The sequence below is a fragment of the Hymenobacter sp. CRA2 genome, from assembly GCF_002007105.1.
Taxonomy (GTDB): domain Bacteria; phylum Bacteroidota; class Bacteroidia; order Cytophagales; family Hymenobacteraceae; genus Solirubrum.
In genome coordinates this window covers 697312-711411 of the sequence record NZ_MVBC01000001.1, presented here as the reverse complement: position 1 = coordinate 711411, position 14100 = coordinate 697312, and the positions used below count along the sequence as shown (strand labels likewise).

Genomic DNA, 14100 nt, shown 5'->3' with positions numbered 1-14100 from the left:
GTTTCCGGCCCGCCCAGGCCGAAATCATCAGCATAAATCCCCGCCGAGTTTTGTGCCGGGGCAGCATAAGATTGGGGTGAGCGTTGTGCTTTGCACTGTGCAATTTCATCCCGGTCGCCAAATCCGCGAATTCATGAAATACTGGAAGTACTACCTGTTTGCCTTGCTCGTAATTGCCATCGACCAACTCTCGAAGTGGGCCGTGCACACCTACATGCAGCCGGGCATGCCGGGCGAAATCCCGCTGATTGGCGACTGGTTTAAGCTGCACTACACGCTGAATCCCGGCATGGCTTTCGGCGTGGAACTGCCGCCGCCCTACGGCAAAGTCATCCTCACCCTGTTTCGCCTGCTGGCCGTGACAGGCATAGCCTACTATATCTACAAGCTGTGGACATCCGCCGCTCCGCGCGGCCTGATCTGGTGCATTGCCGCCATCCTCGGCGGGGCCATCGGCAACCTAGTTGACTCTATTTTCTACGGCATCATCTACAACAACGCCCCCTTCGGCGCGCCCACGCCCTGGCTGCACGGGCAGGTTATCGACATGCTTTACCTCGACCTGTACGAGGGCTTTTTGCCCGCCTCCTGGCCGCTGGTGGGCAACATGCACCTCTCGCTCTGGCCCATATTCAACATCGCCGACTCGGCCATTTTTATGGGCGTGGTCTTCATCCTGCTGAACCAGGGTAAGTTCTTTAAGCACCACGAGGAGCAGAACGCCCAGTCGAACGAGCACCGGCCGGACGCGGAAGCGGCGGAGGTGATGTAGAAACTGCTTAGAAGCTGAATTTCAACAGCCCGCGCCGTTTGGTGCGGGCTGTTTACTTTGCCCCCTTTTGAAAAATCAGCTCTTGAATACTATGAAATCAGAAAGTGGTATCGACTTGAAGGTGCTCAACCTGGGTGATGATGACGGACTTATGCTATATCAGGATGGAGTTTTCTAATGGGGAAAATGCTTCTTATCTAGAATTTTGGGCTTACGATGATGCCTTTCTGGAATTTGGTCAGAAACTAAATGAGTTTCCACAATCAGTTGAAAGCACAGTTACCTTTCAACTTGGCGAAGAAGACCTCGCGGCCGGTCTGGGCGCAGGTTATGCGCATTACTTGCTCTTGCAGCTTAGCTACCATAAAAGGCAGAATGTATTTGCCATCCATGTTCGAGTGAAAAAGGCTGATGAGAAGCCATTTCACTACCAGAGCGAGTTTTTTATCTGGACTCATCCGGCTCAACTCAATCGGTGGGGGCAGAAGCTGAGCACCTGGAAGCCACATGAAGAACAGGAGTTGCAGTGGGTGCTGGAGCTGTAGTGAGAGCTTAACAGCTGATTTCTGCCATATTTCCTGACGAACTTGCTGCTAACCCAGTTATTCCCATGCTCCGCAAACAGAAATTCATCACTCGCGAAGACCTGCAAGCCAACCCCGATACGCTCTACGTCTTCGGTGACAACGAGCGGCGGCGCGGGTACGGCGGGCAGGCCAAGGCCATGCGCGGCGAGCCAAACGCGGTAGGAGTGAGGACCAAGCGCAAGCCCGCCCGTACTTCGCCCGACGACTTCTGGACCGACGATACTTACGAGCAGAACTGCCGCCTAATTGCCGAGGACTTAGCCCCGGTTTTCGCGCACCTGCGGGCCGGCGGCCACGTGGTGCTGCCCGAAGACGGCTTGGGCACCGGCCTGGCCGAGCTGCCTACCCGCGCCCCGCGTACCTTTGCGTATCTACAGGAGCAGCTGCAGCGGCTGGAAACTACCGCCTAAGCGCTTTTCAGCCCTACTACGCGCCCCGAAGACTGTAACCCGAGCCTCACCCCACAATCGTCCACGAAATCCGTGCAATCCGTCAAATCCGAAAAATCCGTGCTTCTCGACGTCCGCGACCTGACTATCGACTTTGCCTCGCAGTACGGCCTGACGCGGGCCGTGGAGGGCGTGTCGTTTCAGCTGCGCGCCGGCGAGACGGTGGCCATCGTGGGCGAGTCGGGTTCGGGCAAGTCCGTGACGTCGCTGGCTATGCTAGGGCTGATTCCAATGCCGCCCGGCCGGCTGAGTGGGGGAGAAGCGCGCTTTCAGTCCGAGGCCCTGGGCGGCGAGGTGGATTTGCTGCGCCTCTCCGAAGCCGAGCTGCAGCGGGTGCGCGGCAACGAAATATCGTTCATCTTCCAGGAGCCCATGACCTCCTTGAACCCCGTACACACCTGCGGGGCGCAAGTCGTGGAAGCTCTGCGGCTGCACACCACGCTGAGCAAGCAGGAAGCGGAGGCGCGCACCATCGAGCTGTTCACCGAAGCCCAGCTGCCGCGCCCGGAGAAAATCTTCAAGAGCTACCCGCATGAAATCAGCGGCGGGCAGAAGCAGCGCGTGATGATTGCCATGGCCATGGCCTGCCAGCCCGCCATCCTCATTGCCGACGAGCCCACCACCGCCCTCGACGTGACGGTGCAGGCCCGCATCCTGCAGCTCATCGACGACCTACGCCGGCAGCGCAACACCGCCGTGCTGTTCATCACCCACGACCTGGGCGTAGTGGCCGAAATTGCCGACCGCATTCTGGTGATGTACCGCGGCAAGGTGGTGGAGCAGGGCACGGTGCTCGACATCTTCACCAATCCGCAGCACCCCTACACCAAAGGCCTGCTGGCCTGCCGCCCAAAACTTTCATTGGGCCGAAAAAAACTTCCGACGGTAGCTGATTTCATGCAGGAAGATGCCTCGGGTGTCTTTTCCGTTACTAAAACGGCCAACTTGCAAAGCCCTGCTAACGAACTGGCTGCGCAAACGGTCGAGTCCCCTCAGAGTAGCCCGGACATTGACAAATTGTTTCCCGTGGAACATTCGGCTGTTCCACGGCTCGACAATACCCTGGCAGGCTTTGAAAATGCGCCTTTGCTGGAAACCGGACAGGTAACGCCAGCTGCTTCGTCGGCACCCGTTGACTTCGTCCCGGCCGATACGTCGGCGCCGTCGTTCAGCCGCACGGCGGCCAAAGCTGCAAATGCAACCCTAACCAATGAGGTGCTGTTGCGCGTGCAGGATCTGCGCGTGCACTACCCCGTGCGCAAGGGTTTCTTTGGTCGGGCCACCGAAGTAGTGCGCGCCGTCGATGGCGTGAGCTTCGACATCCGCCGCGGCGAGACGGTGGGCCTGGTAGGCGAGTCGGGTTGTGGCAAGACCACGCTCGGTCGCACGCTCTTGCGCCTAGTGGAACCAACCAGCGGCCAGATTCTGTTCGAAGGGGATGATTGGGCCAAGCTCTCAACCGGGGAGCTGCGCCGTCGTCGCCGCGACTTTCAGATGGTTTTCCAGGACCCCTACGCGGCGCTCAACCCCATGCTCACCGTGGGCGAGGCCATTTTGGAGCCTATGCGGGTGCACAACGTCGGTGGCACTAAAGCGCAGCAAAAAGACCGCGTATTAGAGCTGTTGCGCACCGTCGGGCTGAAGGAGGAGCACTACCTGCGCTACCCACACGAGTTCAGCGGCGGGCAGCGGCAACGCATCTGCATTGCCCGGGCGCTGGCCTTGCAGCCGAAGTGCATCATCTGCGACGAATCCGTCTCGGCGCTGGACGTCTCGGTGCAGGCGCAGGTGCTCAACCTGCTCAACGACCTCAAGCGTGACTTCGGCATCACCTACCTCTTCATCACCCACGACCTCTCCGTGGCCCGCTTCATGTCGGACCGCCTGTTGGTGATGAACGCCGGGCAAATCGTAGAGCAAGGCAACGCCGCCGACATCTACGCCAACCCCCAGCACGAGTACACCAAGCGCCTGCTGGCCGCCATTCCGAAGGACACCCCGGAGGATATCAAAGCTGCCGTGGCGAGGCGGCAGCTGGCGTAGGAGAGAAGTGGGACTCAGTCAACTCTAGCCCGTCATGTCGAGCGAAGCCGAGACATCTCGCGGGCGTCGTTGAACGACCACACCAGCACGTCATGCTGAGCGCAGTCGAAGCATCTCTACCGCTTCGTTGCTAATGCAGCAAGGGGGTAACGAGTTCGATAACGCGTTCCATCGAAATGCCTTGTTGTTGGTCCAGCGTTAAGCGGTGACCTTCTTCGATGACCTCCACCCGCGGAATGGTACCGACAGGCTGGGTGTGAACGAAGGTGCGGATGTTGAGCGTTTCGGGGTAGCCGGGAATTACCGTCTGCAACCAGCCGAAATAGGGCGGCTCATGCACGCGCTCGGGGTCGTGCCAAAATTCCTGGGAACGGATGAAGTTGCCTTCACTTAACGACGTCCAGACATTCCAGCAGAAAAGCTCGTCGGAACCATGTACCGGAATTTCAATGCGGCCTCGGATAAAGAAATGGTCTTCATCTACCACGCACCAATCCTTTGAATACTCAATTCGCTTTTCCCGCTCTTGTGGGGGAACACTAAAATAATAATCTGGAAAGTCGGCTCCGAAGCACATCGGAAGCTCTTCGTGGTACTCTCCGCAAGTAGAACAAGTGAAGCCATGCATAAGTAGTCGGATACTTTTGGTCGAAGCTACACCATTACAACCCGTTTAAGCCATTCGATTTCTTTACCTCACTTCCGCCACGCCTACTACCTTAAGTGTAGCGTATAGCGCCCCAAAACGGCCTGATTATTTACCCGCTGTCCTTCGCGTATCACCCCTCGCGGCGCCCTTGCAACTGCTGATATATTCAGAAGTTCTTTTCTTTCGCACAACTTAACCCGGTCAGCTCACGAACACTAGGCTGACTACCTCGCGCCGAACGCAACAAAATCTGCCCGACGCGCATATTCATCCCGCAGGCCCGCCCTTTCTGGCGCGACACCTTGCCTGCCTTTTTTCAGCTAATTCGCCGCCCGTCAGAGATACCCAAAGCAGCCCGGCGGCGACCCTTTTCACCATGAGAAGAAACAACGACTCGGATGCCCCGCGCCCTAAGCGCGACCCGGCCCGCCGCCGCGACCAAGCCGCTCAGCCGGCCGTCATCAACAAAACCCAGGTCTTCCGCATCTTCGCCGAAAACCCCGGCAAGGTGTTCAACTACCGTCAGCTCGCTCGCCGCCTCGGCGTGGTGGAGAAAGAACAGCGCGACGAACTGTTCGACACCCTTAAGGCCCTCAAGAAAAGCGGGCACATTGCCCTGCTCCAAAACGACGACTACCGCCTGGTAGAAATTCCTGGCCGCGCCCAGCAGGAGCGGCCCGACCACGACGTGCCCGCCAAAGACCGCGGCCCGCGCCGCCCCCGCGGGGGCGAAGCCGAAACGGCCGAAGGCGGCTACCAGCCCCGCCGTCAGCGCCCCATGGAGACGCCTGGCGAGGAGCTGGAAACCGGCGGCCCCATCGTGCACCGCCGCCGCTCGGCCGGCTTCGACATGCCCGGTACCCACGACCGCAGCGCGCGGCCCGGCTCGTACCGGGAGCGGCGCGAGTCGAGCTACCAGGCCGGACCGACCATCACCGGCACCGTGGACCTGGCCACGCCCAAGTTCGCCTTCATCGTGAGCGACGAGCTGCCCGAGGATCTGCGCATCTACACCGACCGCCTGGCCTTCGCTATGGACGGCGACACGGTGCGCGTGCGCCTCGGCCAGAACCGCGACGGGAAGCCCACCGGCGACGTGGTCGAAATCGTGGAGCGCGTGAAAGAGGAAGTCGTAGGGCGCCTGCAGGTGCAGGGTGGCTTCGGCTTCGTGCACCCCGACTACAAGAAACTCTACTTCGACGTGTTCGTGCCCGGCCACGCCTTGAACGGCGCGGAGAACGGCGACAAGGTGCTCGTTAAGGTAACCGAGTGGCCCACCGAGGCCGGCCGCCAGCCCGTGGGCGAGGTGGTGCGCAGCTTCGGTCAGGCCGGCGGCCACGAGGCGGAAATTAACGCTATCATGGCCGAGTACGGCCTGCCCTTCGAATTCCCGGAGGAAGTGGAAGCCGAGGCCAACGCCATTCCGGCCAGCATCACGCAGGCCGAAATCAGCAAGCGCCGCGACTTCCGTCCCATCACCACCTTCACCATCGACCCTGTCGACGCGAAGGACTTCGACGACGCCCTCTCGATTCAGCAGCTCGAAAACGGGCACTGGGAAATCGGCGTGCACATTGCCGACGTGACCCACTACGTGCAGCCCGGCACCCGCCTGGAGAAAGAAGCCAAGCACCGCGCTACCTCGGTGTACTTGGTCGACCGCACCATCCCGATGCTGCCGGAGCGCCTCTCGAACGGGCTCTGCTCGCTACGCCCCAACGAGGACAAGTTGACCTTCTCGGCTGTGTTTGAACTGGACGAAAAAGGCAAGCTCTACGACTCGTGGTACGGCCGCACGGTCATTCACTCCGACCGCCGCTTCACCTACGAGGAGGCCCAGGAGCGCATCGAGTCGGGTGAGGGCGACTACGCCACGGAAATCAATCTGCTGAACTCGATTGCCAAGAAGCTGCAGGCCGAGCGGTTCCGCAAAGGGGCCATCAGCTTCGAGGCGCCGGAGGTGAAGTTCAAGCTCGACGCGGACGGCAAGCCGCTCGGCGTGTTCATCAAGGAGCGCAAGGATGCGCACAAGCTCATCGAGGAATTCATGCTGCTGGCCAACCGCAAGGTGGCCGAGTTCGTGTTCCGCCTGAAGCCCCGCAAGCCGCGCCTCACCATGGTCTACCGCACTCACGACGCCCCGGACCCGGAGCGTCTGGAGAACTTCGCGCAGTTTGCCCGGCAGTTCGGCCACGCGCTCAACTTCGGCGAAAACGCCAACGTGAGCAAGGAGCTGAACAATCTGACGGCCGCCGTGGAGGGCAAGCCCGAGCAGTCGGTGATTCAGGCGCTGGCGGTGCGGGCCATGTCCAAGGCCATCTACACCACCGAGGCGCTGGGTCACTTCGGCCTGGCCTTCGACCACTACTCGCACTTCACCTCGCCCATCCGTCGCTACCCCGACATGATGGCCCACCGCCTGCTCGAAGACTACCTGCACGGGGCCAAGAGCGCCGACGCGGTGGAGCTGGAAGCCGACTGCAAGCACTCCTCGGAGCGCGAGAAGCGGGCCGCCCAGGCCGAGCGGGCCAGCATCAAGTACAAGCAGGTCGAGTTCATGGCCGAGCACGTGGGCGAGCAGTTCACCGGCGTGGTGTCGGGCTTCAACGAGCGCGGCATGTACGTGGAGATGGGCGAAACCAAGAGCGAAGGCATGGTGCGCCTCTCCGACATCGACGAGGACTACTTCGAGTATGACAAGGAGCGCATGCGCATGGTGGGCCAGCGCACCGGCCGCATCATCAAGTTCGGCGACAACGTGCAGGTCATCATTAAAGCCGCCAACCTGCTCGACCGCACCATCGACCTGGACCTGGTGACGGCCACCACCGGCACCAACCAGCGCCGCGCCGGCCGCTCGAAGTCCGATGGCTACGCCGCCCGCGACGAGCGGGGCGCGGGCCGAGACCGGGGCCGCTCCGGCTCGGGTGGCCGCGACGGTGATAAGCCCGCCCGCAACCGCCCGCCCAAATCGGGCAAAGGTGGCGGTGGCAAGAAAGGCCGCAGCCGCTTCCACGAGTAAGGCCTTAGTGGCTCCGTTATCCGCCCCGTTGGCTCTGCCGGCGGGGCGGATTTTCGTTATGGGCTGCGTTGGCTTTGGCGCAGAATCCCAAACCCATGCTTCAACCCGCCAAAGCCTCGCCGCATCCGGCCCCGATCCTCCGCAGGCTGGTTCCAGTCGTCGCAAGCCCGGACTCAATCGTTCGCACACCAGTCCCGATGGTCGCAAGCCGGGACGCAACCGTTCGCATGCCAGCTCCGGTCGTCACAAGCCCGGCCCCAATAACACGAACATCGGCCGCCGGCGCCGCTACCGGAACTCCACCGGCAGGGTTACTTCCAGGTCGGCCGGCTCGCCGTTGCGCCGGCCTCCGCTGAAGCCTTTCAGCTCGCTGATGACCTGCACCGCCGCCGCGTCGTAACGCGCATCCAGCCCGGTGCCGGGCCTGACGTGGGCATTGGCCACCGTGCCGTTCTGCAGCACGGTAAACGTCACCTGCACCGGCCCCGATAGCCGGGGTGAGCCTTTGGGCCGCTGCAAGTGCTTGCGGATGTACTGCTGCATAGCCTCGTGCCCGCCCGGGTACACCGGCATCTGCTCGACGCGTAAAAACACCGCTTTGCCCCCAACGGAATCTGGCTGTCGGTACGCGGGCGCGGGTGCTGGTTGGGGCTTGGCAGCTGGCTTGGGCTTCCGGGCTTCCGGCGCGGGCCGGCCGCTGTTGGGGTTCACCCAGTTGTTGTAGGCACGCTGCGCCGTGGCCGAAAGCGGCAGCGTGAGCAGCAGCGCCACCGGCAGCCAGCGCAATGGAGGAAGGGCATCGTTCATAGCCGTAGCGTCAAGGTTTGCAAACAACGTCAGGCGGCGCCGATATCGTTTAACCATCCCGCCGTCACCACACCGGCGCGGCAGATTTTGCGGCCGGCCCTCACGTTTTTTGCTCAAGAATCCCAAAGCCCGGCTCCAGTCATCCAAAGCCTAGCCGTAATCATCCAAAGCTCGGCCCCGGTCATCCAAAGTTGGGTCACACGCGTCCAAAGCCCCGCCTCAACCTCCCAAAGCCCGGCCCCAATCCTTCAAAGCCCAGTTATACCCGTCCTGAGCCCAGCCCGCCCTCCCAAGCCCCAGTCACGACCCTCCAAAGCATAACCCCAGTCGTCCAAAGCCCGGCCGCCCCCTGTTGTCAGTCTTAAGCGAAGCGCAGACTGACCGACGCCCAACAGGAGCAAGTCTTTGACTTGCCTGGCAACGCGCCGCCAGGCTGTATACCTCCGCCCGTTCCGCCGCGTGCCGCCCTCCCTCCGTACCTTGCAAGCCACCATACGCCGCCTCTCATCTGTGGATATTACCCCTTTCTTCACGCCCCTCACCCAGGCCCTGGCCGCCCAGCAATACGGCACCGAGCCTCTCGAACTCTACGAGCCCATTCGCTACAGCATGAGCATGGGCGGTAAGCGCATTCGCCCGTTGCTCACCCTGCTCGGTGCTTACCTCTACTCGGACCACTGGGAGCAGCTGGCCCTGAAGCCTGCCCTGGCCATCGAAGTATTCCACAACTTCACCCTGCTCCACGACGACATCATGGACCAGGCCCCGCTGCGCCGCGGCCAGCCCACCGTGCACATGAAGTGGAACCCCAACGTGGCCATCCTCTCCGGCGACGTGATGCTGGTGCGCGCCTACGAACTGCTCTTCGACATCGAGCCAGCCCTGCTGCGCGAGTCCCTCCAGCGCTTCAGCCAGACGGCCGCCGAAGTCTGCGAAGGCCAGCAGCTCGACATGAACTTCGAGACGCGCCCCCAGGTCAGCATCCCCGAGTACCTCGACATGATCCGCCTGAAAACCGCCGTGCTCCTCGGCTTCGCGCTGGAGCTGGGTGCCCGCCTCGGCGGCGCTTCCGCGGAGGATGCCGACCACCTGCGCCGCTTCGGCGTCGACATCGGCCTGGCCTTCCAGCTGCGCGACGATTTGCTCGACGTCTATGGCGACGCGGCCACCTTCGGCAAGCGCGTTGGCGGCGACATCGTCAGTGATAAGAAGACCTATCTGCTCCTTACTGCGCTGGAGCGCGCAAACCAGGCCCAGGAAGCCACGCTGCGCCACTGGCTGGGGCAGAACTCAGAAGAAATCGCCGAAGCCAAGGTAACGGCCGTAACGGCCGTTTACGACCAGCTTGCCATCCGGGCCAGTACCGAGGCTCTCATCAACGACTACTTCCAGGATGCCCTGGCTCACCTTGATGCCGTGCAGGCCCCCGCTGAACGCAAAGCCCTGCTGCGCGGGTTAGCCCTGCAGCTGATGGAGCGCGAGAACTGATGTTCCTGCGTGTTTGCCATTCCCTCTGATTTTCTTCCCTGCCAATGCTGAACCCCGTTCTGATCCTGATTGCGCTTACCTGCGGCATTTCCATCTACGCCTGGAACAATCACAGCCTGCTGGACCGCTGGATCTTCAGCCCCTACCGCGTGCGCCAGCACCACGAGTGGTACCGCTTCCTCACCTCCGGCTTCCTGCACGCCGATTTCATGCACCTTTTCTTCAACATGTTTGCCTTCTACTCCTTCGGGCAACTGGTGCTGGGACGGTTCATCAATGAGTCAGGTGTGCTCTATGGGCTGCTTACGTTCCTGCTGCTATACCTGGGCGGCATCATCCTTTCCGACGTGCCCACCTACCTGCGCCACAACAAGGATGCGCAATACCGCAGCCTCGGCGCCTCCGGCGGCGTCGCCTCGGTGGTGTTTGCTTCGGTGCTGCTCTTCCCCGTCAGCGAACGGGGCGGCATCTACATCTTCCCTATCCCTTTCCCGATTCAGCCCTTCCTGTTCGGCTTTCTCTACTTGGCGTACTCCTACTTCCAGGGCCGCCGCTCCGGCGACAACATCAACCACGACGCCCACTTTTACGGTGCCCTCTACGGCGTACTGCTCACCAGCCTGCTTCACCCCACTGCCATTCTCGAATTTTGGCAACAAATAAGTGATAAATACCTGTAAATCAATTATTTGATTGATAACCAATAGTCCTGGTTATATCCATTGCGGCATGCTTGCGTAAGAGAAGCACCAAAACCCTTCTCCTTACCTCCAAACCAAGCACCTCCATGAACCGCATTGCAAACCTTCGTTCTTCCTTCGGGCCGTTAGCTACGCTGATGGCCTTCTTTTCGACCCTGACTCTCTCCAGCTGCAGCCGCCGCAACGACGCCGGTAGCTACACCATGTGGGGCGCGCTCGTTCTGATTCTTGACGTGGTGGCCATGATCGACGCGCTGCGTCAGCCGTGGTCCTTGGGCAAGAAGCTGCTGTGGATAGCCATCATTTATCTGCTGCCAGTCCTGGGTCTGATTCTCTACTACCTGATTTCGGGTCGCGGCAAATCCTAAGCCCGAGCTGATACTACCAAACGAAGAGGCCCCGACGCACATCGCGTCGGGGCCTCTTCGTTTAAAGAAGTCTTAGTTCAGCTTACTGTTTACCGCCCAGTAGCCGTTGCTTTTCCATGCGTGCCACGTGTGCCAGCGTCTGCCCTAGGTTGGTGATTTCCGTTACCTGCCAGTACTCGCCCCGGTCGCGCATCTTCACTTCCAGCACCATCGTCGTGTCGAACTTCGGCTGCGTAAACTCCAACCCCACCAGCGCCTGCTCACCCTGCTCGTTCACGTATTTCACGCCCTTGAAGGAACTCTCCGGGCTGATGACCTTGCTGGCCAAACCCGCCAATGAGACCTTTACCAGGCGTTGCGGCTGGCTTTCGGCTGCGGCTTCCAGGGAGCCTGTTTCCACGAAGCGCTGGACCTCCTTACGAGCAGCCTTAGCAAGCTGCGGCTTAGCCAGGCCCAGCATACCCTTAGCCACTAGTCCACCGCCCGGCAGCATCATACCAAGCGCTTTGCCCTGATCAGCGACCTGATCCACTAGGCTACCAGTCACGCTTTCTACGTCCACATACTTTTCGAAGCTGCTCACGTCGTGGTCGTGCACAGCCTTGGCGGCCTGCCCCAAGGCAAACTTGGGCCCGGTAGTCAGGTCGCGGTAATACAAGTAGCCGCCCACCACGAGCACCACTAAGACCAAAATCAATAGAAGACGTTTCATGCCGACGCTTAGGGAAGAGTATTAAAGTGAAGTGAACAAAAATATAGTCGGTTTGCTCTACCACAGTCTTATTTTCTGATTAAGGGTAGCTGCTTTTGTCGGTGTAGTGGTCAAATAAGGCTCAGTATGGTGCGCTGAGCAGGCCCTGCGCGTGGTTGTCTTCTCTGCCAAGGCTAATCATCGTACAAGGCTGTATGAGCAGCATCAATCCACCTTCACGTCCCCTTATTTACGGCCACCGCGGTTGCCGCGGTCTGCGGCCCGAGAATACCATTCCGGCGTTTCTGCACGCGCTGGAATGGGGCGTGGATGGCCTCGAACTGGACGTGGTAATAGCTGCTACCGGAGAGGTCGTCGTCTCCCACGAGCCCTGGCTCAACGCTGACATCTGCACTGCCCCGAATGGACAAGTGCTTACCGCCGCGGCTGGGCAAGCCTTCAACCTATACCAGACCGATTACGCCACCATCCGGCGTTACGATTGTGGCACCCGCCGGCACCCGCGCTTTCCTGAGCAGGCCACAGAACCGGCTTTTAAACCCTTGCTCAGCGAAGTTTTTGCGGCCGTAGCAGCCCGTTGCTCCCACTTGCAGCGGCCCTTGCCCGCGTATTCCATCGAGTTGAAAAGCGCCCTCGGCGGCGACGGTATTTTCCATCCCAGCCCGGCAGCTTTCGTGACCAGCGTTGCTCAGGTTATTGCCGATGCGGCGGGCGCAGGCTTGGCTCCGTCAACAGTGCTGTTAATGTCCTTCGACCATCGTGTCGTGCAGGCCGCTCGCCAACTCACACCGCACTGCGTTTGCTTGCTCATCGAGGACGCGCGTGCGCTGCCTGAGCACATCGCTCAGCTAGGGTTCTTGCCCGATGTTGTCGGCCCGGATTTCGCCTTGCTTTCCGAGGAGTTGAGGAGCTACTGCCGGCAGCACCGGTTACCCATAGTGACCTGGACCGTCAACGATAAAGAGGCTCTGCTGCGTGTTGCGCAATCGGGTGTACAGGGTATCACAACTGATTATCCGAACCGAGCCGCCGAGGTATTCCACCACTGAAGCTTCCTTCTCAGTTTCCACGCTTTTACCCAGCCGGCCCTAACAGGTCGAGCTGTTTTGTTACAGCAAAAGCCTGCTTCAAGGGTCACCGCAGCGAAATCAGGGTGCAGAAGCATCATAATTGCTACACAAACAGGTGTATGTTACAGGTTGTGTAAAATGAACACTATTGTTACTGTATCGATTGATGTGTTACACTGTTGCATATGTGCTGCTGTTACAAAACATCTGTCACTTGTAACACAGTTAAATTTGTACGCTGCTTTTGATACATCTAACAATTTTGACATCTTTACACCCTAGCTCTTTTACGACTCTTTTACATGACCCACCAAGGCGAAATCCTGCAGGAAGCCATTAAAAACAGTGGTATTTCTATTAGTCGTCTCGTGCAGGAGCTGGGTATTACACGTCCTACCATTTATCGTAAATTCAAAGAGACAACTTTGGATTACAGCTTTGTTAAGCGTGTTGGTGAGGTGATACAACATGACTTTACAAATGATTTTGATACACCTGTACAGTCTCAATTACACTTTACACCTGTGCCTGTAACAGGTACTGTGCCTGTTAGACAACATGCGTTACAGTCTGTAGATCAGGACCCTACAAAGGCCTTACTGGCCCTCCAAGCAAAGTATATTGCCCTGCTAGAGGCTTATAATGAGCTCCTGTTAAAAGTCTACGGTCCTAAGTGAACAGTAATGTTTCACGTGGAACATTTTGTAGCACGGGAAGGCAGCGGCTGTATCCGTTCAGCTGAACAATAATCAGGCGAGCTAACTTTTCTGAGGTGAGGGAAGACGGGCTCAACTCGATCCTTTCTAAAGCCACTCAGACAACAAGACAGTGCGGAGGGGCCTTGTGTAAGTACCTTCATTATGGAGCGCTACTTCCCAGGTCGGGTGTAAGAAACAGCGAGAGAACGGTAGCTGTGTTACTGCCTTCTTTGTTGAGTCAAGGAAGGGTAGGGGAGAGGAACAATACCCGTATGATTCCAGCTACTACCCCAAAAAGCAGTACTCCCATTGACAGCTGGCCTAAGACCAAGCTGTCAATGGGAGTACTGCTTTTAAGCAGGAAGAAGATGCTGCCCCTACAAGAAGACAATCTCCTTGATTAGCTCCTCGCCAACTTCTGCATTGATGATTTCTGCTACCCGCGTTTTGGCCATGAAGAGTTCATGCTTTAATGGTGCTGAGGTGAGGCGGACAAAGAGCTTCCCGTTCCGGAAGTACACCTCTTGGGTTTTGAGTGCTACCGCCCGGCCCATTATCCGTTCCCAAGACGATACCACATACACCTCGTTCATCTTACCCTGCAGCCGGTAAGCTTTTAGCAACGCCTGAATGCCATCCTTCAGGGGGACAACATCCGCTTGGCGGGAAAACTCCGGGTTGTGGCGGGATTTCAAGGTGTTGATGGCTACTATATACGCGAAACCAGCCCCAGG

The 14100-nt window shown here is 59.3% G+C and carries 14 protein-coding genes; 10 read left to right on the top strand and 4 right to left on the bottom strand.

Features of this window, described 5'->3' with window-relative positions; genetic code table 11:
* The first annotated feature begins 133 nt into the window (after positions 1–133).
* The 4 genes from B0919_RS02880 (at position 134) to B0919_RS02870 (ending at position 3851) form a co-directional block, all read left to right on the top strand.
* Positions 134–772, top strand: coding sequence for a lipoprotein signal peptidase (locus B0919_RS02880; RefSeq protein ID WP_078010675.1), 639 nt, complete (start codon positions 134–136; stop codon positions 770–772).
* A 164-nt stretch (positions 773–936) separates the two neighbouring features.
* Positions 937–1317 (top strand): hypothetical protein, encoded by a 381-nt coding sequence (locus tag B0919_RS24555; protein ID WP_139361862.1) that lies wholly within the window; start codon positions 937–939, stop codon positions 1315–1317.
* Between the two features lie 65 nt (positions 1318–1382).
* Positions 1383–1769, top strand: coding sequence for a hypothetical protein (locus B0919_RS02875; RefSeq protein ID WP_254846459.1), 387 nt, complete (start codon positions 1383–1385; stop codon positions 1767–1769).
* 99 nt (positions 1770–1868) lie between these two features.
* Positions 1869–3851, top strand: a complete 1983-nt coding sequence (locus B0919_RS02870) for an ABC transporter ATP-binding protein (protein WP_254846458.1) — start codon at positions 1869–1871, stop codon at positions 3849–3851.
* A 130-nt stretch (positions 3852–3981) separates the two neighbouring features.
* Here B0919_RS02870 and B0919_RS02865 read toward each other — a convergent pair whose 3' ends face one another.
* Positions 3982–4479: a DUF2199 domain-containing protein gene (locus tag B0919_RS02865; RefSeq protein WP_078010672.1), complete on the bottom strand. Its 498-nt coding sequence runs from the start codon at positions 4477–4479 to the stop codon at positions 3982–3984.
* Positions 4480–4876: 397 nt separating this feature from the next.
* On the opposite strand from B0919_RS02865, the gene rnr reads away from it, so the two are divergent.
* On the top strand, positions 4877–7522 hold the full coding sequence (rnr, locus tag B0919_RS02860) for a ribonuclease R (RefSeq protein WP_078010671.1): 2646 nt from the start codon (positions 4877–4879) through the stop codon (positions 7520–7522).
* Between the two features lie 288 nt (positions 7523–7810).
* On the opposite strand, the gene B0919_RS02855 is transcribed toward rnr, so the two are convergent.
* Positions 7811–8329, bottom strand: coding sequence for an energy transducer TonB (locus B0919_RS02855; RefSeq protein ID WP_176132822.1), 519 nt, complete (start codon positions 8327–8329; stop codon positions 7811–7813).
* 510 nt (positions 8330–8839) lie between these two features.
* Between B0919_RS02855 and B0919_RS02850 the strand changes: the two genes are divergently transcribed.
* The 3 genes from B0919_RS02850 to B0919_RS25480 all read left to right on the top strand — a co-directional run bounded on the left by B0919_RS02850 (position 8840) and on the right by B0919_RS25480 (position 10886).
* Entirely contained in the window at positions 8840–9817 is a 978-nt protein-coding gene (locus tag B0919_RS02850) for a polyprenyl synthetase family protein (RefSeq protein WP_078010669.1), read from the top strand.
* A 44-nt stretch (positions 9818–9861) separates the two neighbouring features.
* Positions 9862–10497 carry a rhomboid family intramembrane serine protease gene (locus B0919_RS02845; protein ID WP_317043879.1) on the top strand — a complete coding sequence of 212 codons (636 nt, stop codon included), beginning with the start codon at positions 9862–9864 and terminating at the stop codon, positions 10495–10497.
* A 107-nt stretch (positions 10498–10604) separates the two neighbouring features.
* Positions 10605–10886 (top strand): PLD nuclease N-terminal domain-containing protein, encoded by a 282-nt coding sequence (locus B0919_RS25480; RefSeq protein ID WP_217700987.1) that lies wholly within the window; start codon positions 10605–10607, stop codon positions 10884–10886.
* 82 nt (positions 10887–10968) lie between these two features.
* Here the strand turns inward: B0919_RS25480 and B0919_RS02835 are convergent, their stop codons facing one another.
* Positions 10969–11598 (bottom strand): DUF2939 domain-containing protein, encoded by a 630-nt coding sequence (locus tag B0919_RS02835; RefSeq protein WP_139361861.1) that lies wholly within the window; start codon positions 11596–11598, stop codon positions 10969–10971.
* 194 nt (positions 11599–11792) lie between these two features.
* Between B0919_RS02835 and B0919_RS02830 the strand changes: the two genes are divergently transcribed.
* Positions 11793–12647 (top strand): glycerophosphodiester phosphodiesterase family protein, encoded by an 855-nt coding sequence (locus B0919_RS02830; protein ID WP_078010667.1) that lies wholly within the window; start codon positions 11793–11795, stop codon positions 12645–12647.
* A gap of 323 nt (positions 12648–12970) precedes the next feature.
* Positions 12971–13345 carry a hypothetical protein gene (locus B0919_RS24550; RefSeq protein ID WP_139361860.1) on the top strand — a complete coding sequence of 125 codons (375 nt, stop codon included), beginning with the start codon at positions 12971–12973 and terminating at the stop codon, positions 13343–13345.
* A gap of 398 nt (positions 13346–13743) precedes the next feature.
* Here the strand turns inward: B0919_RS24550 and B0919_RS02825 are convergent, their stop codons facing one another.
* Positions 13744–14061: a DUF721 domain-containing protein gene (locus B0919_RS02825; protein WP_078010666.1), complete on the bottom strand. Its 318-nt coding sequence runs from the start codon at positions 14059–14061 to the stop codon at positions 13744–13746.
* Positions 14062–14100 lie beyond the last annotated feature (39 nt).

Coding starts and splice junctions, on each gene's coding strand:
- B0919_RS25480 (WP_217700987.1), top strand. CDS start 10,605: ATGAACCGCATTGCAAACCTTCGTTCTTCCTTCGGGCCGTTAGCTACG.
- B0919_RS02845 (WP_317043879.1), top strand. CDS start 9,862: ATGCTGAACCCCGTTCTGATCCTGATTGCGCTTACCTGCGGCATTTCC.
- B0919_RS02875 (WP_254846459.1), top strand. CDS start 1,383: ATGCTCCGCAAACAGAAATTCATCACTCGCGAAGACCTGCAAGCCAAC.
- B0919_RS02865 (WP_078010672.1), bottom strand. CDS start 4,479: ATGCATGGCTTCACTTGTTCTACTTGCGGAGAGTACCACGAAGAGCTT.
- B0919_RS24555 (WP_139361862.1), top strand. CDS start 937: ATGGAGTTTTCTAATGGGGAAAATGCTTCTTATCTAGAATTTTGGGCT.
- B0919_RS02855 (WP_176132822.1), bottom strand. CDS start 8,329: ATGAACGATGCCCTTCCTCCATTGCGCTGGCTGCCGGTGGCGCTGCTG.
- B0919_RS02830 (WP_078010667.1), top strand. CDS start 11,793: ATGAGCAGCATCAATCCACCTTCACGTCCCCTTATTTACGGCCACCGC.
- rnr (WP_078010671.1), top strand. CDS start 4,877: ATGAGAAGAAACAACGACTCGGATGCCCCGCGCCCTAAGCGCGACCCG.
- B0919_RS02835 (WP_139361861.1), bottom strand. CDS start 11,598: ATGAAACGTCTTCTATTGATTTTGGTCTTAGTGGTGCTCGTGGTGGGC.
- B0919_RS02880 (WP_078010675.1), top strand. CDS start 134: ATGAAATACTGGAAGTACTACCTGTTTGCCTTGCTCGTAATTGCCATC.
- B0919_RS24550 (WP_139361860.1), top strand. CDS start 12,971: ATGACCCACCAAGGCGAAATCCTGCAGGAAGCCATTAAAAACAGTGGT.